The following is a 24,435-nucleotide window of genomic DNA, read 5'->3' as shown; positions in this document are numbered from 1 at the left end:
TCAGTCCAGTTTTTCCTTCACGGCGGACATGCCCTCCTCCCCGAGCATAGGGCGCGTTGACCCTGCGTCGGATGACTGCACGGTGCGCGCATGGCCAGCGGCGGTCGGAAGTGCGCAAGAAATCACGAGTGGCGCCGGCGTCGCGAGCGCGTGGAACCCCGCGAACAGGGCCGCGACGCCGAGAACGGCCGCGGCAAAGCGCAGTTGGGGGGTGTGCAGCATGGCAATCGGGCGCATCGGTTTCATGGCGCGATGGTCGGCGCTGCACCGGCCTGCCGTCCTGAAGCGCGGCTGAATTGTCCTGAAGCCGCGCTGTCCGCCGCTGTCCCTCGGCGGACAGCGCGGCGGCAGGCAAGCTCCTAAGATCGGCGGCCATGCCGTCCCCTTCCACACCTGCCTCCGCGTCTGCCTACCTCCCCCGCCGCCCCGGGCGCAGCCGTTTCGTCGACCTGCGCGGGCTGCGCTGCCACCTGCACGAATGGGGCGATGCGAGCCAGGCCAGCGCCGAACGGCCGACGCTGGTGATGCTGCACGGCTGGATGGACGTCGGCGCGTCGTTCCAGTTCGCGGTCGATGCGCTGGCGGCGATCGAGGGCGGCGAGCGCCATGTGATCGCGCCCGACTGGCGCGGCTTCGGCCTCAGCGACCCGGGCCGAGCCGACTGCTACTGGTTTCCCGACTACCTCGGCGACCTCGACGCGCTGCTGGATTCGCAGGTCGACCCGGCCGCACCGATCGACCTGCTCGGCCACAGCATGGGCGGCAACGTCGCGATGGTCTATGCCGGCGTGCGGCCCGAGCGGATCCGCCGGCTCGTCAACCTGGAGGGCTTCGGCCTGCCGGCCACCCGCCCGGCGCAGGCGCCGAAGCGCTACCAGCAATGGCTGGACGAATTGAAGCAGCCGGTGGAACTGCGCCCCTACGACAGCCTGCAGGCGGTGGCCGACCGCTTGCGCAAGACCAACCCGCTGCTGCGCGAGGACCGCGCGGCCTGGCTGGCCGGCCACTGGTCGCGCCAGGCGGACGACGGCCGCTGGCACATCCTCGGCGACCCGGCCCACAAGCGCGCCAACCCGGTGCTCTACCAGAAGGACGAGGTGCTGGCCTGCTGGCAGCGCATCGCCGCGCCGCTGCTGTGGGTCGAAGGCGACCGCACCGACGTCTCCAAGTGGTGGGGCGACCGCTACCCGCGCAGCGACTTCGACGCCCGCCTCGCGCAGGTGCCGCGGGTCGAGCGCCAGGTGCTGTCGCCGGCCGGGCACATGCTGCACCACGACCAGCCGGAGGCATTGGCCACCCATCTGGCACGCTTCCTCCACGCCTGACCAGCCGCCCGGCCCGTGCGGGCATGCGCTGCGTGCGAAAATCCCGCGATTCACAAAACACACACGGGAACTGCACCATGGACGTCGAACACATCAATGCCATCGGCAACACCCTGGCCGACCTGACCGAGCGCACGGTCGGCCTCCGGGGGTATCTTTGACTACGATCGCAAAGCACTGCGACTGAACGAAGTCAACGCCGCGCTCGAGAACCCCAAGGTCTGGGACGAGCCGAAGCGCGCGCAGGAGCTGGGGCGCGAGAAGCGCACGCTGGAGCAGGTCGTCGAGACCATCGACCACCTGACCGGCAACCTGGCCGACAACTCCGAGCTGTACGAGATGTCGAAGGCCGAAGGCGACACCGACGGCCTGCAGGCCATCGAGGCCGAGACCGCGAAGCTGGCCGAGATCGTCGACGGGCTCGAGTTCCGCCGCATGTTCAACAACCCGGCCGACCCGCTCAACTGCTTCCTCGACATCCAGGCCGGCGCCGGCGGCACCGAAGCCTGCGACTGGGCCGGCATGCTGCTGCGCCAGTACCTGAAGTACGCCGAGCGCAAGGATTTCAAGGCGACGGTCGAGGACCAGTCCGACGGTGAAATCGCCGGCATCAAGAGCGCCACGATCAAGGTCGAAGGCGAGTACGCGTTCGGCCTGCTGCGCACCGAGACCGGCGTGCACCGCCTGGTGCGCAAGAGCCCGTTCGATTCCGCCGGCGGGCGCCACACCAGCTTCGCCAGCGTGTTCGTCTACCCCGAGGTCGACGACACGATCGAGATCGACATCAACCCGTCGGACGTGCGCACCGACACCTTCCGCGCCAGTGGCGCCGGCGGCCAGCACATCAACAAGACCGATTCGGCGGTGCGCCTCACGCACATCCCGACCGGCATCGTCGTGCAATGCCAGGACGGCCGCAGCCAGCACAGCAACCGCGACGTGGCCTGGAAGCGGCTGCGCTCGCGCCTGTACGACCACGAGATGCGCAAGCGCATGGAAGAGCAGCAGAAGCTGGAAGACACCAAGACCGACGTCGGCTGGGGCCACCAGATCCGCAGCTACGTGCTCGACCAGAGCCGCATCAAGGACCTGCGCACCAACGTGGAGATCTCCAACACCCAGAAGGTGCTGGACGGCGACCTCGACCAGTTCATCACCGCCAGCCTGAAGCAGGGCATCTGATGACGCAGCTGAAGGCCCTGCTCTTCGACCTGGACGGCACGCTGATCGACAGCATGCCGCACCACCACACGGCCTGGGTCGAGTGGCACCGGCGGCGCGAGCTGACGATCGACGCCGAGCGCTTCTTCCTCGAGACGGCCGGGCGCAGCAACGTCGAGATCTTCACCGACATGCTGCCCGGCCGCAGCGGCGACGACTACGCCGCGCTCGCCGCCGAGAAGGAGGCGATCTACCGCGACATCGCCGCCACCCGGCTCGGCCTGATCGCCGGCACGCACGAGCTGCTCGACCGCGCCGCCGGGCTCGGGCTGAAGCTCGCGGTGTGCACCGCGTCGACGCCGCAGAACATCGCGCTCGCCTACGACCGCTTCGGCATCGGCGACAAGGTGCAGACCACCGTCAGCCCGGCCGACGGCCTGCGCGGCAAGCCGCACCCGGACATCTTCCTCGAGGCTGCGAAGCGCCTCGGCGTGAGCCCGGCCGAATGCCTGGTCTTCGAGGACGCGCCGCTCGGCGTCGAGGCCGCGCGCCGGGCCGGCATGAAGGCCGTCGCACTGACCACGACGATGGGCGCCGACGCCTTCGCCGGCTTCGACAACGTCGTTGCCGTGGTGCCCGACCTGCTCGACATCCGGCTCACCCTCCCGATCCATCAGCCCTGACGAAAGAAGAACACCATGCGTGAAGGCACTGCACCGCTGATCCGCCGCGAGGACTACACCGCGCCGGCGTTCTGGATCCGCACCGTCGACCTGACGTTCGACCTCGACCCGGCGAAGACGCTGGTCATCAACCGCATGACGATGGAGCGCAACACCGCGCTGCCGCCGCAGCCGCTGCGCCTGCACGGCGAAGACCTGACGCTGACGCGTGTGCTGGTCAACGGCGAATCGGTGTCGTTCCGCCATGAAGACGGCATGCTGGTGATCGACAGCCTGTCCGACGTGCCGGCCGGCGAGTTCACGCTCGAGATCCGCAACACCTGCGCGCCCGAGAAGAACACGCAGCTGTCGGGGCTGTACACCTCGGGTGGCGGCTTCTTCACGCAGTGCGAGGCCGAAGGCTTCCGCCGCATCGCGTACTTCCTCGACCGGCCGGACGTGATGGCGGTCTACACCGTGACGCTGAAGGCCAGCAAGAAGGCCTACCCGGTGCTGCTGTCGAACGGCAACCTGGTTCAGCAGGGCGAGCTCGACAACGGCCGCCACTTCGCGAAGTGGCACGACCCGTTCCCGAAGCCGAGCTACCTGTTCGCGCTGGTCGCGGCCGACCTGGTCGCACGCGAGCAGCACATCCGCACCCGCTCGGGCAAGGACCACCTGCTGCAGGTGTACGTGCGCCGCGGCGACCTCGAGAAGACCGAGCACGCGATGAACTCGCTGATCGCGAGCGTCGTGTGGGACGAGGCCCGCTTCAAGCTGCCGCTCGACCTGGAGCGCTTCATGATCGTCGCGGTCGGCGACTTCAACATGGGCGCGATGGAGAACAAGGGCCTGAACATCTTCAACACGAAGTTCGTTCTCGCCAACCCGGCCACCGCGACCGACGTGGATTACGCCGGCATCGAGAGCGTGGTCGGCCACGAGTACTTCCACAACTGGACCGGCAACCGCATCACCTGCCGCGACTGGTTCCAGCTGAGCCTGAAGGAGGGCCTGACGGTCTTCCGCGACCAGGAATTCAGCATGGACATGGCCGGCAGCCCGACGGCGCGCGCCGTCAAGCGCATCGAGGACGTGCGCCAGCTGCGCCAGATCCAGTTCCCCGAAGACGCCGGCTCGATGGCCCACCCGGTGCGCCCGGACAGCTACGTCGAGATCAACAACTTCTACACCGCGACGATCTACGAGAAGGGCTCGGAGGTGGTGCGGATGATGCAGACGCTGGTCGGCCGCGAAGGCTTCGCACGCGGCATCACGCTGTACTTCGCGCGCCACGACGGCCAGGCCGTGACCTGCGACGACTTCGCGCAGGCGATTGCCGATGCCAACCCCGACAGCGAGCTCGCGAAGCACCTGACGCAGTTCAAGCGCTGGTACAGCCAGGCCGGCACGCCGCGCGTCAACGCGCGCGGCCGCTATGACGCGCCGAGCCGCACCTACACGCTGGGCATCGAGCAGAACTGCCTGCCGTCGCCGGGGCAGATGGCGAAGGAATCGAACGTGATCCCGGTCGCGATGGGGCTGATCGGCCGCGACGGCCGGCCGCTGCCGCTGCAGCTCGAAGGCGAAGCGGCCGCCGGTGGTACCGAGCGCGTGCTGGTGCTGCACGAAGCGCGCAGCTTCTTCACCTTCGTCAACGTCGAGGTCGAGCCGGTGCCGTCGCTGCTGCGCGGCTTCTCGGCGCCGGTGATGCTGATCGACCACCTGGCCGACGACGACCTGCTGGTGCTGCTGAAGCACGACAGCGACCCGTTCAACCGCTGGGAAGCCGGCCAGCGCCTGGCGCTGAACCGCCTGCTGGCGGCGGTGGCGAGCGAGCAGCCGCAGCCGCTGGACGCCGCCTTCATCGAGGCGATGCGCGCGGTGCTGCGGCATGACGAGCTCGATGCGGCATTCAAGGAACTGGCGCTGACGCTGCCGAGCGAGACCTACGTCGCCGAGCAGCTCGATCTGGTCGACCCGCAGCGCATCCACGCGGCGCGCGAATCGATGAAGCTGCAGCTCGCGCAGGCGTTGCGCGACGACTGGCAGTGGGCGTTCGACACGCACCAGGTGCTCGGCGGCTACTCGCCCGATCCGGTGTCGGCCGGCAAGCGCGCGCTGGCCAACCTGGCGCTGGCGATGCTGTGCCTCGAGTCGACGCGCCGTGGCGACAGCGTGTGGCCGGGCCGCGCCTTCCAGCGCTTCAAGGACGCCGGCAACATGACCGACCGGCTGGGCGCGCTGGCCGCGCTGGTGCATGCGCATGCCGAGCTGGCCGAGCCGGCGCTGCAGCGCTTCCACGAGATCTTCAAGGCCGAGCCGCTGGTCATCGACAAGTGGTTCGCGCTGCAGGCGGGTGCGCCCGAGAAGGACGGCCGCGTGTTCACGCGGGCCAAGCAGCTGCTGCAGCACCGGGACTTCTCGCTGAAGAACCCGAACCGCGCGCGCAGCCTGATCACCACGCTGTGCATGCTGAACCCGGCGGCCTTCCACCGCAGCGATGCGGCCGGCTACGTGTTCTGGGCCGACCGGATGATCGAACTCGACAGCCTGAACCCGCAGCTCGCCGCGCGCGTCGCCCGCGTCATGGACCGCTGGAGCAACCTGGCCGAGCCGTACCGCACCGCGGCCGGCGAGGCGCTGAAGCGCGTCGCGGCCAAGGCCGACCTGTCGAACGACGTGCGCGAGATCGTCGGCCGGGCGCTGCAGTCCGGCGAGGTCTCGGCATGACGCAGCGCCTGACCCCGAAACGCATCAGCCTGACCCAGTACCTGATCGAGCAGCAGCGCAGCCACGGCAACATCCCGGCCCAGTTGCGGCTGCTGATCGAGGTGGTGGCGCGCGCCTGCAAGCGCATCAGCATCAGCGTCAACAAGGGCGCGCTCGGCGGCGTGCTCGGCAGCGCCGAGACCGAGAACGTGCAGGGCGAGATGCAGAAGAAGCTCGACATCATCGCCAACGAGGTGCTGATCGAGGCCAACGAATGGGGCGGCCACCTGGCCGCGATGGCCAGCGAGGAGATGGAGGGCATCTACGTGGTGCCCAACCGCTTCCCGCAGGGCGAGTACCTGCTGCTGTTCGACCCGCTCGACGGCTCGAGCAACATCGACGTCAACGTCAGCATCGGCACGATCTTCTCGGTGCTGAAGAAGCCCGAGAACAGCGCCGGCGCGACGGTCGGCGTCAGCGAGGCCGACTTCCTGCAGCCCGGCTCGCAGCAGGCCGCCGCCGGCTACTGCGTGTACGGCCCGCAGACGATGCTGGTGCTGACCGTGGGCGACGGTGTCGCGATCTTCACGCTCGACCGCGAGGAAGGCGCCTGGCTGCTGACGCAGGACGGCGCGAAGATCCCGGAAGACACGAAGGAATTCGCGGTCAACATGAGCAACCTGCGGCACTGGGCGCCGCCGATGCAGCGCTATGTCGAGGAATGCCTGGCCGGCAGCACCGGCCCGCGCGGCAAGGACTTCAACATGCGCTGGATCGCCAGCATGGTGGCCGACGTGCACCGCATCCTGACGCGCGGCGGCGTGTTCATGTACCCCTGGGACCGGCGCGAGCCGAAGAAGGCCGGCAAGCTGCGGCTGATGTACGAGGCGAACCCGATGGCCTTCATCGTCGAGCAGGCCGGCGGCGCGGCGACCAATGCGGGGCAGCGCATCCTCGACCTGCAGCCGACCGCGTTGCACGAGCGCGTCAGCGTGATCCTGGGGTCGAAGAACGAAGTTGAGCGCGTCACCGCGTATCACCGCGAAAACGGCTGAAAGCCGAGCTATACTCGCTGGCTTCACGCCGGTGTAGCTCAGTTGGTAGAGCAGCGCATTCGTAATGCGAAGGTCGGGAGTTCGACTCTTCTCACCGGCACCAACATCGCCGGCCCTTCAGGGGGCCGGATCAGGAAAAGCCGCTTCACAGCGGCTTTTTTTGTGCCCGCGCGCTGTCCCGTCAGGCCGGCATGGCCACCGGCCCGCCGCGCAGCTTGAACACCGCGACCGCCTCCACCAGCATGCGCGCCTGCTGCTTCAGGCTTTCGGCGGCCGCCGCGCCCTCTTCCACCAGCGCCGCGTTCTGCTGCGTCGCCTGGTCCATCTGCGACACCGCCTCGCCGACCTGCGACACCCCCGAGCTCTGCTCGACCGCCGCCGAGCTGATCTCGCCGACGATGTCGCTGACGCGCTGGATCGCCGCGACGATCTGCTGCATCGAGTGCCCCGCCTGGTCGACCAGCGTCGTGCCCTGCTCGACCTGCGCGACGCTGTGGCCGATCAGCGCCTTGATCTCGCGCGCCGCCGATGCGCTGCGCTGGGCCAGCGTGCGCACTCCGGTCGCCACCACCGCGAAGCCGCGGCCCTGCTCGCCGGCACGCGCCGCTTCGACCGCCGCATTCAGCGCGAGGATATTGGTCTGGAACGCGATGCCGTCGATCACGCCGATGATGTCGACGATCTTCTTCGACGAGGCCTGGATGCCGCGCATCGTGTCGACCACGCGGCCCACCGCGGCACCGCCGTCGTTCGCCGCCGTGGCCGCGCCCAGCGCCAGCTGATTCGCCTGGCGCGCGTTGTCGGCGTTGCTGCGCACCGTGACGTTCAGTTCTTCCATCGTCGCGGCCGTCTGCTGCAGCGCGCTCGCCTGCTCTTCGGTGCGCTGGCTCAGGTCGAGGTTGCCCTGCGCGATCTGCGAGCTGGCGGTGGCGACGCTCTCGGCGTTGCCGCGCACGCTGCCGACGATCTGCACCAGGCTGTCGCGCATGCGCTGCAGCGCGCGCAGCAGGTGGCCGGTCTCGTCGTGCGTGTCGATCTTCAGCGTGGTGCTCAGGTCGCCTTCGCTGACCTGTTCGGCCAGCGCCGCGGCCTGCTTCAGCGGCCGCACGATCGAGCGGGTGACGGCCCAGGCGATCAGCGCACCGAACGCCGCCGCAAGGCCGGCCAGGCCGAGCATCAGCAGGCTATCGGCGCGGGCGGCCGACTGGATGCCGCTCGCCACCTGGCGCATCTCCTGCTGCTGCGCCTCGACCAACGCGTCCACCGCCTTGAAGTAGGCGGTCTGCATCGGCCGCACATCGGCCAGCAGGAATTTCGTCGCCACCGCATCGTCGTCGGCCAGCCCGAGCGCGATCGCCTTGTCGAGTGCCTGCTCATACGGCGGCAGCGCCTGCGACACCGCCTTCAGCAGCTCGCGGGTCGACGTGTTGCGCACGGTGGCTTCCAGGTCCGCGACGATCTCGGCGTTCTTCGCACGCATCTCGTCGATGCGCTTCTTCTCGGCCTGCATGCCGGCCGGATCGGACAGCAGCACGATGTTGCGCACGCCGCGCGCGATCACGTTCTGGTTGTCCTTCATGTGCGACAGCTGGACCACCTTGGCCATCTCGCCGCTGGTGAGGTCGCCGACCTGCTGGCTGATCGTCGCCATCTGCTGCCGGGCCGCCAACGCCATCGCGACCGCCACCGTGATCGTGACCAGGAAGCCGGCACCGAGCCGTTTGCCGATCGTGAAGCTGCCTAGGAAATTCATCGTGATCGTCCCGAGCACGCTGCGGCGGGAGGCCACTACCGGCGTACTGAAGGCGATATCGACGACGGATGGGCCGGCATGAAGCGCACAAACGTCCCGTATTGCACACCGCGGGACCCGTCGTCGCACGAAAAACGCCCCGCGCGGCAAAAGCCGACGCGGGGCGCTGGGTGAGATGCGGCCCTCAGGCCGCCGGCTTCATTGGGCCGAGCGCGTTGCGCGCTGGGCGCTCAGCTGGTTGTTGGTCTCGGCGTTGTAGCCGGCCAGTTCGCTTTGCGACACGGTGCGGCCGATCAGCTTCATGCGCTGTTCGAACTGCTGTTGCGCGTTGCCGGCGAAGGTGTCGCTGACGACCGTTGCCGACGTTTCGCCATGTGCCGCGGTGCGGCCGATCAGGTTCATGCGGGCGACGTGGTCGGCACGCTGCTCGGCAGCGGTCCGCAGCTTGCCGCTGTTGTCGACGAACTGGGCCGGAGCCTGTTCACCGGCTTGGGCGGTGCGGCCGATCAGGCGCATTCTTTCGGCATACGACGAAGTGTCGGCCAGCGCAGCGCCGTGGACGGCGGCAAGGGCGAGGGAGGCGGCGATGAAAAGCTTGCTGTTCATGATGAGTTCCTTGAGCTTGAAGGTGGCAATGAAAGGTTGATGGAGCTTGTTTTCTTGCGGGTCGCCACGCCTTCATCGCGTGTCCGGCTCGTTCGAACTCGACCGGTCATCTGGAAGGAGACAAAGAGTCGATGGGCTGAACTCTAGTGGTTTACCCTGGATTCATCGACGGCTGTTTGGTGAATTGATCATTGCCACGACCGCAACAATGGACGTTGACCACCGGACTTGAAGTCGGGGAGATCGCCCCGGGGCCCCGGTTGTGCGAGGCGACGCCGGGTAGCCTGTCGGCTCGCGTCCTGACCACTTCAAGGAGAACACCGCATGAGCAGCTCTTCCTCTCTCGATGTCGTCGCGATCGTCGGCAGCCTGCGGCGCGCGTCACACACGCGCGCGCTGGTGAAAGCCTTCACGCCGATCGCGCCTCCGTCGCTGAAGATCGAGATCGTCGGCATCGGCGACCTGCCGCTCTACGACGAAGACGGCGAGGCCGACCCGCCCGCCGCATGGAAGGCCTTTCGCGAACGCATCTCGCGCGCCGACGCGGTGCTGTTCGCGACGCCGGAGTACAACCGCTCGATCCCCGGCGTGCTGAAGAACGCGATCGACGTCGGCTCGCGTCCCTACGGCAAGAGCGTCTGGTCGGGCAAGCCGGCGGCGGTGGTGAGCTGTTCGCCCGGCGCGATCGGCGGCTTCGGCGCCAACCACCACCTGCGGCAGTGCCTGGTGTTCCTCGACATGCCGGTGCTGCAGCAGCCCGAGGCCTACATCGGCAACGTCGCGAAGCTGCTCGGGCCCAATGGCGAGATCAGCGACGAGAAATCGCGCGAGTTCTGCACGCAGCTGCTGCAGAAGTTCGAGGCCTGGATCCAGCGCCAGCGGCGCTGAGCCGCCCGAGGGCCTTCAGTGCCCGCCGCGCACCGGGATCGCGGCGCCGTGGATGGCGCGCGCAGCGTCGCTGCACAGGAAGGCGATGACGCGCGCAATGTCCTGCGGCGCGGTCCAGGTGCCGAAATCGGCCTGCGGCATCGCACTGCGGTTGGCCGGCGTGTCGATGGTGCCGGGCAGCACCGAGTTGGCCCGCACGCCGCTGCCGCGCAACTCTTCGGCCAGCGTGGCCATCAGCGACAGCACCGCGGCCTTCGACGCCGCATAGAGCCCCGAGCCTGATGCCGGGCCCAGCCCCGACATCGCGGCCACGTTGACGATGGCCCCGGCGCCTTGCGTGCGCATCGCCGGCACCACCGCGTGCAGCAGCGCATGCATGGCGCGCAGGTTCATGCCGATCATCTGGTCGAGGACCGCGCCGTCCTGCTCCCACAGCGGTGCGCCGCCGGCATAGCCGCCGATCGCATTGACCAGCGCATCGATGCGCCCGTGCCGTTGCAGGCACGCGGCGACCGCCTGCCGCACCGCGGCCTCGTCGCCGGCATCGAGCTCGATCCCCTGCACCGCCACCGCGCCGGGCCGCAACTGCGCCAGCAACTCGTCGTAGGAACGACGCTGGCGGTAGCTGACGATCACGCTGTCGCCCGCATCGACGAAGGCTTGCGTGACGGCGCTGCCGAGCGCGCCGGTGCCGCCGGCTACGAGGACGATCGCGGGACGGTTCATCGTGAACTCCTTGGAAAAGAGACCGGATTCTCGCCGCAGGCCGGGCCACCCAGGGCAGTTGCGGGTCGACAGTGGCGCGCGGAAGTCTTAGGCTGCGCCGATGGGAGTCAAGACCGCAGCCACAAGCGCGGCCCTCTGCTTTGCGGTGTCGGTAGTCCAGGCGGCGGACCCGGGCTTGACCGATCTCTCCATCGAAGAGTTGGCCAACCTGCAGATCACGTCGGTGTCGCGCCGCGCCGAACGGCTGAGCGACGCCGCCGCCGCGGTCTACGTCATCACCCCCGAGGCCATCCGGCGATCCGGCGCCACCTCGCTGCCGCAGGCGCTGCGGCTGGCGCCCAACCTGCAGGTGGCGCAGATCAACGCCAACCAGTACGCGATCACCGCGCGCGGCTTCAACAACGCCATCGGCAACAAGCTGCTGGTGCTGATCGACGGGCGCACCGTCTACACGCCCTTCTTCTCCGGCGTGTTCTGGGACCAGCAGGACGTGCTGCTGGAAGACGTGGAACGCATCGAGGTGATCAGCGGCCCGGGTGCGACGCTGTGGGGTTCGAACGCGGTGAACGGTGTCATCAACATCATCACGCGCGCTGCCTCCCAGACGCAGGGGGTGCTGGCCGTGGCGGCCGCCGGCACCGGCGAGGGCCGGCTGGCCGCACGCTACGGCGGCACGCTGGGCGAGCGCGGACACTTCCGCCTGTACGGCAAGCGCTCGCACCTGAGTCCGACGCGCACCGAGAATGGTCCCGAAGCGACCGACCGCTGGGACATGCAGCAGGCCGGGTTCCGCGCCGACGGGTCCGCCGGTGCAGACGACTGGACGCTGCAGGGCGACATCTACCGCGGCGTCTCCGATGTGCAGTATTTCCGCAGGGTGGTGAAGCTCGGCCAGCTCGAAGCCTCCGGCGCCAACCTGCTGGGCCGCTGGACGCACCGCTTCGACGGCGACTCCAGCCTGCGGCTGCAGGCCTACCACGACCGCAGCAAACGCGACGACCCGCTGGCGTACCGGCCGCAGGAGCGCATCACCGACATCGAGGCCCAGCATGCGCTGCGCGTGGGGGCGCACCAGGTCGTGTGGGGCGGCGGCTACCGGCAGGCCAGCGACGACGTGCAGCCCGGGTTCGTCTTCGGCTTCGTGCCGACGAGCCGCACGCTGCGCTGGACCAACCTGTTCCTGCAGGACGGCATCCGCCTGGCCGACACCGTCGACCTGACGCTCGGCGCCAAGCTGGAGCACAACGACTACACCGGCACCGAGAACCTGCCCAGCGCGCGCCTGGCCTGGAAGCCGGCGCCCCAGCAGCTGCTGTGGGGCGCCGTCTCGCGCGCGGTGCGGGCGCCGGCCCGCCTCGATCGCGACATCCGGGCGCTGCCGCCGCCGCAGCCGGCCTACATCATCGCCGGCGGCCCCGACTTCGTCTCCGAAGTGGCCACCGTCTTAGAACTCGGCTGGCGCGACCAGCTGGGCGCGCAGTTCAGCTGGTCGGTCGCGGCCCACCACACCCGCTGGAGCCGCCTGCGCAGCGGCCAGCCGCCACCGAACGCGCTGGTGCAGAACATGATCGACGGCAGCACCCAGGGCATCGAAGCCTGGGCCGACTGGCAGCCGCTGCCACGCTGGCGGCTGAGCGCGGGCCTCGCGCTGCTGAACGAAGACCTGCGGGTGATGCCCGGCAGCACCGACCCGGTCGGCCCGAGCGCGCTCGGCAACGATCCGCACCACCAGTGGTCGCTGCGCAGCAGCTTCGACCTGACACCGACCCAGGAGCTCGACATCGACGTGCGCCGTGTCGCCGCGCTGCCCAACCCGCAGCTGCCGGCCTACACCGCCTGGGACCTGCGCTACGGCTGGCGGCCGCGCAGCGACCTGCTGCTGGCGCTGGTCGGCCGCAACCTGTTCCAGCCGTCGCATGCCGAGTTCGGCGACCCGGGGACCCGCAGCGAGATCGCGCGCGGCGCGCTGCTGCAAGTGACCTGGTCGTACTGACGTGGACGCCGCCAGGGCAGCCGACCCGCCGCGCCGCCCCGGGTGGCGGCGGGTGTTGGGCCTCGCGCCATGGTGGGCCGCGCTGTTCGTTGCGTTGTCCGTCACGCTGTTCGCCCTGCCCTGCGCCGCGCAGTCGCCGGCCAGCGCCGCCGAATACCAGATCAAGGCCGCCTACCTCTACAAGTTCCTCGCGTACATCGAATGGCCGCCCCAGGCCTTCGAACGCGAGCACGCACCGATCGCCATCGGCGTGCTCGGCTCGGAGCAACTGGCCGGCGAGCTGGCACAGGCCGTTGCCGGGCGCGAGGTCAACGGCCACGACGTCCTGGTGCGACGGCTGCACGCCGGCGACACGGCCGCCGGCCTGCACGTGCTGTTCGTCGGCCGCAGCGACAGCGCGCGGATCGCGCAGATCGCCGCCACCGTGAAGGGCCAGCCGCTGCTGATCGTCAGCGAATCCGACGACGCCTTCGCGCTCGGCAGCGCGATCAACTTCCTGGTCGTCGACGACAAGGTGCGCTTCGACGTCGCGCTGCGCCCGGTCGAACAGGCCGGCCTGAAGGTCAGTTCGCGCCTGCTGGCGGTGGCCCGCAAGGTGAACACGCCATGACGATGCGCCGCACCGGCTCGCTGCGCGCCAAGCTGATCGGCATCGTGCTGCTGACGACGCTGCCCGCGGTCGCGGTCGCGCTGGCCGCGCTGGTGGCCTACGACCTGCGGGCCTACCACCAGGCCTGGGTCAGCGACATCGGCACGCAGGCCGAGCTGATGGGCAGCACCACGGCCCCGGCACTCGCCTTCGACGATGCGAAGGCGGCGACCGAGAACCTCGGGCTGCTGCGCTTCAGGCCGCAGGTGCATGCGGCGGCGCTGTACAACGCGCGCGGCCAGCGGTTCGCGTCGTATGCAGCGACGCCGCTGCAGGCCCGCTTTCCGGCGCACCCGGACGCCGACCTGGAACGCGTCGACGGGCGCGACCTGGTCGTCTTCCGCCGCGTCGTCAGCGGCGGCGAGTTCCTGGGCACCGTCTACCTGCGTGCCGACTACGAGCTGTACGACCGGTTTCGCGACTATGCCGGCATCGCCGCCGCCGTGACGGCGCTGGCCATGGGCCTGGCCTGGCTGATCTCGCGCTGGCTGCAGTCCATCGTCACGCGCCCGATCCTCGCCATCGGCCAGGTGGCGCGCGAGGTGGTCGACCAGCGCGACTACTCGCGGCGCGCCGAACGCATCAGCGACGACGAGGTCGGCGTGCTGGTGGATTCGTTCAACCGCATGATGGCCGAGGTGGAGCGGCATGCGCTCGACAACCAGCAGGCGCTGCTGAAGATCGAGCAGGAGATCGCCGACCGGCGCCAGGCGCAGCAGGAGGTGATGCGTTTCAACGAGCAGCTGGAAAGCCGGGTCGGCGAACGCACCGCGCAGCTCGAGTCGTCGAACCGGGAACTGGCACTCGCGACCGAGGCGGCGGAGAAGGCCAATCGCGCGAAGTCGGAATTCCTCTCCAGCATGAGCCACGAACTGCGCACGCCGCTCAATGCGATCCTCGGCTTCGGCCAGCTGCTGGAGTCCAGCGCCTATGCGCTGCCCGACACCAAGCGCGCCGAGTTCACGCAGCAGATCCTGAAGGCCGGGCGGCACCTGCTGAACCTGATCAACGAGATCCTCGACCTCGCACGCATCGAATCGGCCAACCTGATGCTGTCGCTGGAGCCGGTGGGCCTGGCCGACATGCTGCGCGAATGCGAGACCATGATCAGCCCGGCCGCCGACCAGCGCGGCATCAGGCTGTTCTTCCCCGACACCACCGGCCTGAGCGTGATCGCCGACCGCACGCGGCTCAAGCAGGTGCTGCTCAACCTGCTGTCGAACGCCGTCAAGTACAACCGCGAGCGCGGCACGGTGGTCGTCGAATGCACGGCGCTGGCCGAGCAGGTGCGCATCTCGGTGCAGGACACCGGCAGCGGCCTGCGGCCGGAGCAGCTCGCGCTGCTGTTCCAGCCCTTCAACCGCCTCGGCCAGGAGGCCGGCAACGTCGAGGGCACCGGCATCGGCCTGGTGGTGACGAAACGGCTCGTCGAGCTGATGGGCGGGCGCATCGAGGCGAGCAGCACCGCCGGCATCGGCAGCGTGTTCGCGATCGAGCTGCGCGCGGCGCACGAGATGCCGCCCAGCGCACCGACCACCGGCCACGGCGAACTGCGCAGCGGTCTGGCGCCCGACGACCAGGACGACACGCCGCTGCTGCTGTACGTGGAGGACAACCCGGCCAACCTGCAGCTCGTCAGCGAGATCATCGCGCTGCGCGGCGACATCCGGCAGATGTCGGCGCCGGATGCGCAGCTGGGCATCGAGCTGGCCCGCGCGCACCGGCCGCAGATCATCCTGATGGACATCAACCTGCCGGGCCTGAACGGCAAGGATGCGCTGGGCGTGCTGCAGGCCGACCCGATCACCGCCCACATCCCGGTGATCGCGCTGACCGCCAACGCGATGGCGGGCGATGTGGCGCGCGGCCTCGCGGCCGGCTTCTTCCGCTACGTGACCAAGCCGATCGCGATCGACAAGCTCAACAAGGCGATCGACGACGCCCTCGCGCGGGCGCTGCCCGGCGGCGACCGCTGATCCCCATCGCACGTGCAACAGATTGTTCGGCGGAATGGAGGCCCGTCGCCGCTGCCCCTGAAAGCGCTTTCTCATCTTGTTGCAAAGCCCGGCCCCGCTGCGGCCCGCCCGCTTCGAGAATGCCCGGCACTGCCGGCGCGGCCGGTGGAAAGAAACTTTCGAGGGAGTGAGCATGTCGGGCATGAGAAGAGGATTCCTGGGATGGCTGGTGGCGGCGTTCGCCGCGCTGGCCTGCTTCGCGGCACCGGCCGGTGCGGCCGACTTCACGCAGGGCATGACCAGCTCGGGCAGCACCGCGACGATCTGGTTCAAGTCGAGCGTCGCGACCACCTGGGTCGACATCCACTACCAGGTCAACGGCGGCCCGCAGCAGAACCTGCGCATGGGCTACAACAGCGGCGCCGCCCGCTACGAGCAGGTCGTCACCGGCGTCGCGAACGGCAACACGCTCGGCTACTTCTTCACCTACAACAACGGCGCGCCGGCCTACGACTCGGCCCGCTTCACCGCGACGGTCGGCGGTGGCACCACCACCCCGCCGCCCGCGGCCAGCGGCACGATCTGCTTCTACGAGCACGCCGACTACCAGGGCGCCTCGTTCTGCGGCGACGCCGACAACAGCTGGGTCGGCGCCACCTGGAACGACCGCGTCTCGTCGGTCAAGGTCAAGAGCGGCTACCAGGTCGACCTGTTCGACGACATCAACTTCGGCGGCCGCACGCTGACGCTCGGCGCCGACACGCCCAACCTGGTCAACGTGAACTTCAACGACATCGTGTCGTCGTTCCGCGTGCGCCAGGGCAACGGCAGCGTCGACCTGCCGGTGGGCAGCGGCGTGATGACGATCAAGCTGGTGAACAACACCGGCGGCGCTTTCGCCGACAACCAGGTCTACTGGTCGATCATCGGCTACGACCCGTCGAGCAAGGTGCTGTCGCACGTCGACGCGAGCGGCCGCCTGGTGCCGTCCGCGCTGGCCGACAACACGGCCGGCAACCGCCTCGCGAAGAACGGCACGACCTACTCGAACTACTTCAACAAGCTGAGCGACGCCGGCTGGGTCTCGATCCCGAAGATCGACTCGGGCCGCATGTTCATCAGCCTCGGTTCGCCGATGTTCATCAAGATCAACACCGCCGGCGACGGCCGCCTGGGCTTCGCCGGTCCGGACCTGAACAACCCGACCGATCCGAACCAGGACGTGAACTTCGAGTGGATCGAATTCACGGTGGACAACAGCGGCTACCACGGCAACACCACCCGCGTGGACCAGTTCGGCTTCCCGCTGAAGACGCGCCTGCTGGGCAAGGACGGCTACGACCGCACGCTGGGCGAGAACGCGTCGCGGGCGCAGATCTTCGCCGACTTCGAAGCGCTGCCGCAGGGCGAGTTCCGCGCGCTGGTGCAGCGCCCGTACCGCATCGTCGCGCCGGCGAAGGGCCAGTTCGGCACCGGCCGCGCGCAGGGCAACTACTTCGCGTCGTATGTCGACCAGGTGTGGAGCCGCTACGCCGGCACCGACCTGGTGTTCAGCGCCGAGGCCGGCACCTTCCGCGGCCGCGTGATCGGCAACGACTTCGTGTTCTCGAAGGACGGCGGCCCGCAGAACCTGTACATCCGCGGCAAGCCGACGACGCAGGGCATCCTCGAGGCCTCGGGCAACCTGGCCAGCGGCAATTCGCAGGAGCTGGTGGTGCAGGCGCAGATCGCCGCCGCCTTCAACCGCCACCTGCTGATCAGCGTCGACCCGTCGCAGTGGAGCAACTCGGCCGCGTACTACCCCGCCGGCCCTGCCAACTACTACGCGAAGTTCTGGCATGACCACAGCATCGACGGGCTGGCCTACGGCTTCGCCTACGACGACGTGCGCAGCAAGAGCACGCTGCTGGAGCACCCGACACCGCGCGGCATGATCGTCACGATCGGCTGGTAAGCCAGGCCCGCCCCGCGGCGCTGCCGGTACGCATGTCTGGCGGCCGGCACTCAAGCGGGAGGGGTACGGGCCGATAAGCTACGGGCGCCGTCCGCATGTTGCGGTCGGCGCTTTTTGTCTTGTCGGCACCCGTGCATCCTCCTGCGCCGTGAATCGCTCCACCCTTCCGGTCCTTCGGCCGCCATCGCGGCGACTGGCGGCGCTGGCCTGCGCCGCGGCCTGCGCATGGGTGCCCGCCGCGCAGGCCGACGACGCCGAGCAGAAGGCGGCCCTCGTCTTCAACCTGCTGCTGTTCATCGACTGGCCCACCGACGTGCTGCCGCCGCAGGCGCCGTCGCTCGCGCTGTGCATCGACCGCGCGAGCCCGCTGCGGCCGGCGGTGCAGGCGCTCGACGGCCGCATCGTGCGCCACTGGCGGCTCGACGTGCGCGACCTGGCGTCCGCCGGCAGCTGGTCGGCCTGCCATGCCGCGCTGCTGGACAGCCCGTCGAATGCGCCGGAACGCCCGCCGGTCGGCACGCTGCTGATCGCCGACGGCGATGCCGCACCGTCGGTCCAGGCGGCCGTGGTGCTGCACCGCACCGCCGGGCGCGTGGTGTTCGACATCGACCTCGCCACCGTCCGCCAGTCGCGCCTGCAGGTCAGCTCGAAGCTGCTGCGCGTGGCGCACCGCGTCACCGAGTGAGCGGGTGACCCGATGACCGACACCGAACGCCGCCGCGACCCGTTCCGCGTGCAGCCGGGCCCGCAGCTCGGCCGCCGGCTGATGCGCGCGGTGGCGCTCAGCGTCAGCACCGCGCTGCTGCTGGCAGGGCTGAGCTTCGACGCCTACGTGTACTTTTCGCTGCGCGCCGCGATGGTCGACGACCTCACCGCGCAGGCGCACATCGTCGCCGACAACAGCTCGGCCGCAGTGCTGTTCGGCGACAACGGCGCCGCGGCGCAGACGCTCTCGGGCCTGCAGTCGTCGGAAGCCATCGAACGCGCATCGCTGCACGACCTGCAGGGCCGCCTGCTCGCCGCCTACACCGCGCCCGGCCTGCGCACGCAGCGCGTCGACGGCGCGCCGCCCGCACTGGCCAACGAAGGCCACCGCTTTGCCGAGAACCGCCTGCAGGTGCGCGTGCCGGTGCGCGAGGGCGACCGCGTGGTCGGCCACGTGCTGCTGAGCGCCAGCCTGCGCCCGCTGTACGAGCGCGTCGCCGCGTTCGTCGCGATCACGCTGGTGGTGAGCCTGGTGTCGTTCGCGCTGGCCTTCGCGCTCGCGGTCGGCATCCGCCGGCAGATCGACGGCACCGAGAAGCGCCTCGACTACCTCGCCCACTACGACCCGGTCACCGGGCTGCCGAACCGGCATGCGGCCAACGAGCAGATCCAGCGGCTGATCGAGACGGTCGGCCGCACCAGCGAGGGCTTCGGGCTGCTGCTGCTCGACCTCGACGACTTCAAGCTCGTCAACGACACGCTCGGCCACGGCGTCGGCGACGAACTGCTGCGGGCACTGGCCGGCCGGCTGACGAAGTTCATGCGGCCCACCGACATCGCGTTCCGCTTCGGCGGCGACGAGTTCGTGATCCTGTCGCCGCGCGTCGTCGACCCGGTGCAGCTGCAGGCGCTCGCCAATGCGGCGATGCGCGCCTTCGACGAGCCGCTGGCCGTCGGCGCGCAGCTGCTGCGGGTGCGCGGCAGCGCCGGCGTCGCGCTGTACCCGAACGACGCGGTCGATGCCGCCTCGCTGGTGCTCGCCGCCGACACCGCGATGTACGAGGCCAAGCGCCTGGGCAAGAACACCTTCGCGGTGTTCCAGCCGCGCATGCTGAACGACACCACGCGCCGCGTGCAGCTCGAAGCAGACCTGCGCGAGGCCGTCTCGCACCGGCAGTTGCGGCTGCTGTACCAGCCGATCGTCGACCTCGCCACGCAGCGGCTGGTCGGCGTCGAGGCGCTGCTGCGCTGGGAACATCCGCAGCTCGGCCCGGTGTCGCCGGTCGAGTTCATTCCGATCGCCGAAGCGAGCGGCCTGATCGTCGACATCGGCCAGTGGGTGCTGCATGCGGCGTGCCTGCAGATCCGCCGCTGGCACGACGCCGGCCACCGGCTGCACGTCGCGGTGAACGTCTCGGCGTTGCAGATCCGCCGCGGCATCCAGGCGCAGATCGATGCCGCGCTGCGCGCCTCGGGCGCCGACCCGCGTTCGCTGCAGATCGAGATCACCGAGCATTCGATGGTCGAGGACCTGGCGAGCAACGTCGCGCAGCTCGAAGCGGTGCGCGCGCTCGGCATCCAGGTCGCGGTCGACGATTTCGGCACCGGGCTGTCGTCGCTCGCCTACCTGAAGCGGCTGCCGATCGGCAAGCTGAAGATCGACCGCGCCTTCGTGAAGGACCTGCCCGACAGCAGCGACGATGCAGCGATCGCGTCGGCCATCATCTCGATGGCGCACAGCCTGTCGCTGACGGTGGTCGCCGAAGGGATCGAGACGACGGCGCAGCGCGACTTCCTGGCCGCGCAGCGCTGCGACTTCGCGCAGGGCTTCCTCTACAGCCGGCCGGTCACCGCGCAGGCGATCGACGCGATGCTGGCCGCCGGACGCTTGATGACGACCCCTCGGTAGCCCGCTACGCTCTGGTCACCGCCTCACGCGCGACCGCCGCCAGCGCCGCATTGCGCCGCGCCGCGTCCGCCTTGCTGTCGGTCAGGTACGCGGTGACGACCAGCGGCGCGCGCTGCGGCGGCCAGATCACGGCGACGTCGTTGGTGCTGCCGCGTGCGCCGGTGCCGGTCTTGTCGGCGACACGCCAGCCGGGCGGCACGCCGGCGCGCAAACGGTCGACACCGGTGCGCACCGCCTCCATCCATTGCACCAGCCGGGCCCGCGATGCATCGGACAGCGCGGTGCCGAGCAACGCGCTGCGCAGCGCGATGGCCATCGCGTGCGGCGTGGTCGTGTCGCGCGGGTCGCCGGGGCGGGCCTCGTTCAGCGCCGGCTCGGTGCGGTCCAGCCGCGTCTTCATGTCGCCGAGCGAGCGGGCATGGCGGGTGATCGCGGCCGGCCCGCCGAAGCTCGCCAGCAGCAGATTGGCCGCGGCGTTGTCGCTGACCAGCACCGCCGCTTCGCACAGCTCGGCGATGCTCATGCCGTCGCCGCCGACGTGCTTCTCGCTGACCGGCGAGTTGCTGACCAGCATCTCGCGGCGCACGGCGACGCGGCGGTCCAGCCGCTCGAGCCCGGCGTCGACGCGCTGCAGCGCCAGCGATGCGGCCAGCCACTTGAAAGTGCTGCACATCGGGAAGCGCTCGTCGAGACGATGACCGTCGACCTGGCCGTTCGCGGTGTCGAGCACCGCGACACCGAGCCGCCCGCCCGATTCGGCCTCGATCGCGGCCCAGCGAGGGTCATGCCCTTGCTCCAAGTTTTTCTGTGCAGCTTGCGCCGGCATCACGGCGCATGCGATCGGCATCGCGGTCGTCAGCGACCAGGCGAGTGCGCTGTTGAACTGTCTTCTTTGCATCGGAAAATCCTCGTGGCATGTCGGTTCGGAGCGTGCACGATAGCGATCTCCCTGCCATCGCTCAAACGCTGCTTTCGGGGGCGAGACCCCAGATAATCTGGGGCATGCAACTCCCGTTGAATGCGCTGCGCGCCTTCGAAGCGTCGGCGCGCCACCTGAGCTTCACCCGTGCCGCGATGGAACTGTGCGTCACCCAGAACGCCGTCAGCGCGCAGGTCAGGAACCTGGAAGAGCGCCTCGGCGCGCCGCTGTTCCGCCGGCTGCCGCGCGGGCTGGCGTTGACCGACGAGGGCGCGGCGCTGCTGCCGATGCTGAGCGAGAGCTTCGAGCGCATGCGGCTCGTGCTGGAGCAGTTCGAAGGCGGCCTGCACCGCGAGGTGCTGACCGTCGCGGTGGTCGGCACCTTCGCGGTGGGTTGGCTGCTGCCGCGGCTCGCGGGGTTCCAGCGCGACCATCCGTTCATCGACCTGCGGCTGCTGACCAACAACAACCGCGTCGACCTGGCCGCCGAGGGGCTCGATTGCGCGATCCGCTTCGGCGACGGCGCCTGGCACGGCACCGAGGCCGAGCCGCTGCTGGAGGCGCCGCTGTCGCCCGTGTGCACGCCGGCGCTGGCGCGGCGGCTGCGCTCGCCGGCCGCGTTGGCCGACGAGACCCTGCTGCGCTCGTACCGTGCCGACGAATGGGCGCGCTGGTGCGCGGCCGCCGGCATCGAGACGCCGCTGCTGCGCGGGCCGGTGTTCGATTCGTCGATCGCGATGGCGGCCGCCGCGGTGCAGGGCATCGGCGTCGCGCTGCTGCCGCCGGCGATGTTCGGCGAGGAGCTGCGCACCGAACGGCTGGTGCAGCCGTTCGCGCTCGGCGTGTCGCTCGGCCGCTACTGGATCACCCGGCTGAAGTCGCGCACGCCGACGCAGGCGATGCGGGTGTTCCAGGCATGGATCGTCCGGCAAGCGCTGCAAACCGGCTGAACCGCCACAGCGCTCGACGTCCCGCCTGTATGCCTATACAGTACGCGCCCAGTCCATTCACTCTGCACGCTGTCATGTCCGACACCTTCGACGAAACCACCGCCGTAGACGAAGCCGCGCCGATCCAGGAAGCGCGCCACTGGGAAGACGAGACCTGGATCGCCCAGGTCATCAAGAACGAAGACGACGACGGCTGGGCGGTCTCGATGACGCTGCGCGGCGAGGCCGAGCCGGCGCTGATCGGTCCGTGGACGATGGGCCGCGACAAGAAGAACCCGAAGCCGCTCGATGCACCGGCGTTCCACACGCTGGTCAAGACCGCGCATGAGGTGCGGCGGCGCCATGAGCAGCAGTTGCAGGCGCGGCTGCACAAGCAGGTGTCGATCGCGACCGAGGCCGGGGCCTTCGTCGTCACGCTCGACATCGTGCCGGACGACGACGAGCCGTATGCCACGCTCGCCGCGCGCGACGCCGACGGGCAGGAGGTTGCCCGCAAGCGCGTCGACGCCGGTTTCCGGCTGACGGCCGACTCGGCCGCTGCGTGGCTCGCGCGCGAACTCGCTTGAGCCGGCGCCATTTGCGCGGCGCGGCCGTGTGCGCCGGTGCGTTGCTGGCTGCCGGCCTGGCCCAGGCCCAGGCCGAGCCGCCTGCCCGGGAGCAGGCCGGGCGCGAAGCCGGCGACACGGTCGGCGATGGCCGGCCTCGAGAGGTCGCCGGATCGATCCCGACCGTCTCGCTGTTCGGCTACGAACGGGTGCGTTTGCCGCAGGGCGAGCGCATGGGCCTGGTCGGCGGAACGCTGTTGTTCGACGTCGGCTCGGGCTGGGCGTTCGGGCCGGCGGTGTACGGCGCGGCCACCGGGCAACGCGGCGGCTTGTTCGTGGCCGGTGTCGAGCTGCAGCACCGCTGGCAGTTCACGCCCGGGTGGACGCTGGCCTCGGGGCTGTACGCCGGCGGCGGCGGTGGGGCCTCGGCGCCGGTCGGCTCGGGCCTGATGCTGCGCCCGGCGCTGACGCTGCTGAAAGACCTCGGCAGCACGCTGCAGCTCGGCGTCTCGCTGTCCGCGGTGCATTTCCCGAGCGGCGAGATCGAGAGCCAGCAGCTGGGCGTGGCCCTCGCGTGGCGCGGCGGCTTCAAGCACCTGGCCGGCGAGCACGGCGGAACGACCGACGCGTCCGATGGAGTCACCGGCCTCGGCTTCGACCGCATTGCGTTCACCGCCTCCGCCTACCGCTTCGACGGCGGGCTGCGGCCGACCATCGGCCTCGCCGGCGCGCGCGCCGAGCGCCGGCTGGCGAACGGGTTGTCGTGGGGCATCGAATCCGCCGCGGCCGCCAAGGGTGATGCTGCCGGCTACATGGAAGTGCTGGGCACGCTCGGTGCGAGCTTCGCGCCATGGCCGGTGCTGCTGCCCACCTGGCGGGCCGGCGTGCGCGTGGCCGCCGGGCTGGGTGGCGGTGGCGCGGTGCCCACCGGCGGCGGGCTGATCGGCAAGGCCTCCGGCACGCTGGAGTGGAGCCCCGCGCCGGGCTGGACGATCGGCGGCGAGTACGGCCGCATCCATGCCGCGCAGGGGGGCCTGCGCGCGCGCCAGGCCCAGCTGTGGCTCGGCATCGACCTCGAACCCGGCCACGACGGCCGCAACACGCCGCCGCGCGTCGTGCGCACCGAATGGGTCGCGGTGTTGCAGCACCATGACCGCGTGCGCCGCACCGACGGCAGCCGCCAGGGCCTCGACACCATCGGCCTGAAGCTGAACCGCTACGTCGACGACAACGTCTACGTCAGTGGCCAGGCGCACAGTGCGTTCGCGGGCAGTGCCGGCGCCTACTCGGTCGGTCTCGTCGGCGCGGGCGTCGCCAACCGGCCGGGTTCGCCATGGCGTGTCGGTGTCGAAGCATTGGGTGGCGCGGCAGGCGGTGGCGGCGTTGCCACCGACGGCGGTGCGATCCTGCAGACCGTGCTGTGGGCAGGCTGGAACCCGACACCGCGCAGCGAATGGCGCCTTGGGGCCGGGGCCATGAAGCCGCTGCGCGCGAGCCAGGCGACGCCGCTGGTCGAACTCAGCTGGAGCCGCAGCTTCGGAATGTCGGGTTGGTGAGCTGGTGGCCGGCGCGCAGGTTGCGACTGAGGGCGCGTGTTCGGCGGCTCACTCGGGAAACGGCGAAGTCCACCACGGTCTCGGCAAAGGCGCGGGTGGGGAGGCTGTGGCGCGCCAATAGGGAGGGGGCGCCGGAGCTGGCTGGCTTCATGGCCCGCGTGCGCAGCACGCTTCGTGGACTGACTGTCGCCGACTGTTTGACCACAGCGAACGAAGTGAGCGGAGGGAGTTTCGGCGACGGGCCATGAAGCCAGCCAGCGGAGGGAAGTCCTCGGCCCCCGGGGGGGCCGAGGACCGCCCCCGACGGCGCGCCACAGCCTCCCCACCCGCGCCTTTGCTCGCACGAATCGCATGCCAGCAAGAAGCGTCAAACAAGAATATGATGCAAATCATATTAACGAAGCAACACACC

At 69.8% G+C, this 24,435-nt stretch carries 20 protein-coding genes and 1 tRNA gene; 16 read left to right on the top strand and 5 right to left on the bottom strand.

The genetic code is table 11. The annotated features are described in order from the left end of the window. Complete coding sequence (locus ASC98_RS23225; protein ID WP_157598063.1) at positions 1-246, bottom strand: hypothetical protein; 246 nt, start codon at positions 244-246, stop codon at positions 1-3. Positions 247-374: 128 nt separating this feature from the next. On the opposite strand from ASC98_RS23225, the gene ASC98_RS23220 reads away from it, so the two are divergent. The 6 genes from ASC98_RS23220 (at position 375) to ASC98_RS23190 (ending at position 7,018) form a co-directional block, all read left to right on the top strand. Beyond that, entirely contained in the window at positions 375-1,325 is a 951-nt protein-coding gene (locus ASC98_RS23220) for an alpha/beta fold hydrolase (protein ID WP_056814923.1), read from the top strand. A 77-nt stretch (positions 1,326-1,402) separates the two neighbouring features. Further along, positions 1,403-2,507, top strand: a protein-coding gene (gene prfB, locus ASC98_RS23210) for a peptide chain release factor 2 (RefSeq protein ID WP_156154857.1) whose coding sequence is annotated in 2 segments (ribosomal slippage) — positions 1,403-1,483 and positions 1,485-2,507 — 1,104 coding nt in all. Because the reading frame shifts where the segments join, the coding sequence is not laid out codon by codon here. After that, the gene (locus tag ASC98_RS23205; protein WP_235581364.1) at positions 2,507-3,169 is read left to right on the top strand and encodes an HAD family phosphatase; all 663 of its coding nucleotides are present in this window, start codon (positions 2,507-2,509) and stop codon (positions 3,167-3,169) included. Before prfB ends, ASC98_RS23205 begins: the two co-directional genes overlap by 1 nt. Positions 3,170-3,184: 15 nt before the next feature. Further along, positions 3,185-5,881, top strand: a complete 2,697-nt coding sequence (gene pepN, locus ASC98_RS23200) for an aminopeptidase N (protein ID WP_056814920.1) — start codon at positions 3,185-3,187, stop codon at positions 5,879-5,881. Next, positions 5,878-6,915 carry a class 1 fructose-bisphosphatase gene (locus tag ASC98_RS23195; protein ID WP_056814917.1) on the top strand — a complete coding sequence of 346 codons (1,038 nt, stop codon included), beginning with the start codon at positions 5,878-5,880 and terminating at the stop codon, positions 6,913-6,915. The genes pepN and ASC98_RS23195 overlap by 4 nt, the downstream gene beginning before the upstream one ends. Before the next feature lie 27 nt (positions 6,916-6,942). After that, positions 6,943-7,018, top strand: a tRNA-Thr gene (locus ASC98_RS23190). Positions 7,019-7,096: 78 nt separating this feature from the next. Here ASC98_RS23190 and ASC98_RS32170 read toward each other — a convergent pair. Together ASC98_RS32170 and ASC98_RS23180 are read right to left on the bottom strand one after the other, a co-directional pair. Then, positions 7,097-8,668: a methyl-accepting chemotaxis protein gene (locus ASC98_RS32170; protein WP_056820527.1), complete on the bottom strand. Its 1,572-nt coding sequence runs from the start codon at positions 8,666-8,668 to the stop codon at positions 7,097-7,099. Between the two features lie 198 nt (positions 8,669-8,866). After that, complete coding sequence (locus tag ASC98_RS23180; RefSeq protein WP_056814914.1) at positions 8,867-9,274, bottom strand: hypothetical protein; 408 nt, start codon at positions 9,272-9,274, stop codon at positions 8,867-8,869. Between the two features lie 324 nt (positions 9,275-9,598). Here ASC98_RS23180 and ASC98_RS23175 point away from each other — a divergent pair, with 324 nt between their 5' ends. Further along, entirely contained in the window at positions 9,599-10,162 is a 564-nt protein-coding gene (locus tag ASC98_RS23175) for an NADPH-dependent FMN reductase (protein WP_056814911.1), read from the top strand. 15 nt (positions 10,163-10,177) lie between these two features. Here the strand turns inward: ASC98_RS23175 and ASC98_RS23170 are convergent, their stop codons facing one another. Further along, complete coding sequence (locus ASC98_RS23170; RefSeq protein WP_056814909.1) at positions 10,178-10,888, bottom strand: SDR family NAD(P)-dependent oxidoreductase; 711 nt, start codon at positions 10,886-10,888, stop codon at positions 10,178-10,180. A gap of 175 nt (positions 10,889-11,063) precedes the next feature. On the opposite strand from ASC98_RS23170, the gene ASC98_RS23165 reads away from it, so the two are divergent. The 6 genes from ASC98_RS23165 (at position 11,064) to ASC98_RS23140 (ending at position 20,053) form a co-directional block, all read left to right on the top strand. Further along, complete coding sequence (locus ASC98_RS23165; protein ID WP_162249310.1) at positions 11,064-12,881, top strand: TonB-dependent siderophore receptor; 1,818 nt, start codon at positions 11,064-11,066, stop codon at positions 12,879-12,881. A 1-nt stretch (position 12,882) separates the two neighbouring features. Then, complete coding sequence (locus ASC98_RS23160) at positions 12,883-13,491, top strand: YfiR family protein (RefSeq protein WP_082542070.1); 609 nt, start codon at positions 12,883-12,885, stop codon at positions 13,489-13,491. Then, the gene (locus ASC98_RS23155) at positions 13,488-15,506 is read left to right on the top strand and encodes an ATP-binding protein (RefSeq protein WP_235581363.1); all 2,019 of its coding nucleotides are present in this window, start codon (positions 13,488-13,490) and stop codon (positions 15,504-15,506) included. The genes ASC98_RS23160 and ASC98_RS23155 overlap by 4 nt, the downstream gene beginning before the upstream one ends. 181 nt (positions 15,507-15,687) lie before the next feature. Then, positions 15,688-17,439: a beta-1,3-glucanase family protein gene (locus ASC98_RS23150; protein ID WP_200953063.1), complete on the top strand. Its 1,752-nt coding sequence runs from the start codon at positions 15,688-15,690 to the stop codon at positions 17,437-17,439. A 148-nt stretch (positions 17,440-17,587) separates the two neighbouring features. Next, on the top strand, positions 17,588-18,124 hold the full coding sequence (locus ASC98_RS23145) for a YfiR family protein (protein ID WP_162249309.1): 537 nt from the start codon (positions 17,588-17,590) through the stop codon (positions 18,122-18,124). A 12-nt stretch (positions 18,125-18,136) separates the two neighbouring features. Continuing rightward, positions 18,137-20,053 carry a bifunctional diguanylate cyclase/phosphodiesterase gene (locus tag ASC98_RS23140; RefSeq protein ID WP_082542067.1) on the top strand — a complete coding sequence of 639 codons (1,917 nt, stop codon included), beginning with the start codon at positions 18,137-18,139 and terminating at the stop codon, positions 20,051-20,053. A gap of 4 nt (positions 20,054-20,057) precedes the next feature. On the opposite strand, the gene bla is transcribed toward ASC98_RS23140, so the two are convergent. Beyond that, a complete protein-coding gene (gene bla / locus ASC98_RS23135; RefSeq protein WP_056814896.1) occupies positions 20,058-20,951 on the bottom strand; it encodes a class A beta-lactamase in 894 nt (297 codons plus the stop codon). Positions 20,952-21,055: 104 nt separating this feature from the next. Between bla and ASC98_RS23130 the strand changes: the two genes are divergently transcribed. The 3 genes from ASC98_RS23130 (at position 21,056) to ASC98_RS23120 (ending at position 24,023) form a co-directional block, all read left to right on the top strand. Then, complete coding sequence (locus tag ASC98_RS23130) at positions 21,056-21,922, top strand: LysR family transcriptional regulator (protein WP_056814893.1); 867 nt, start codon at positions 21,056-21,058, stop codon at positions 21,920-21,922. A 74-nt stretch (positions 21,923-21,996) separates the two neighbouring features. Continuing rightward, complete coding sequence (locus ASC98_RS23125) at positions 21,997-22,488, top strand: hypothetical protein (protein ID WP_056814891.1); 492 nt, start codon at positions 21,997-21,999, stop codon at positions 22,486-22,488. Then, entirely contained in the window at positions 22,485-24,023 is a 1,539-nt protein-coding gene (locus tag ASC98_RS23120; protein ID WP_157598062.1) for a hypothetical protein, read from the top strand. Before ASC98_RS23125 ends, ASC98_RS23120 begins: the two co-directional genes overlap by 4 nt. Positions 24,024-24,435 lie beyond the last annotated feature (412 nt).

Origin of the sequence: Rhizobacter sp. Root1238, from assembly GCF_001425825.1 — a bacterium.
Lineage (GTDB): Bacteria > Pseudomonadota > Gammaproteobacteria > Burkholderiales > Burkholderiaceae_C > Rhizobacter.
Note: the sequence above shows the minus strand (reverse complement) of the source record. Positions and strands in the feature narration are given on the sequence as shown.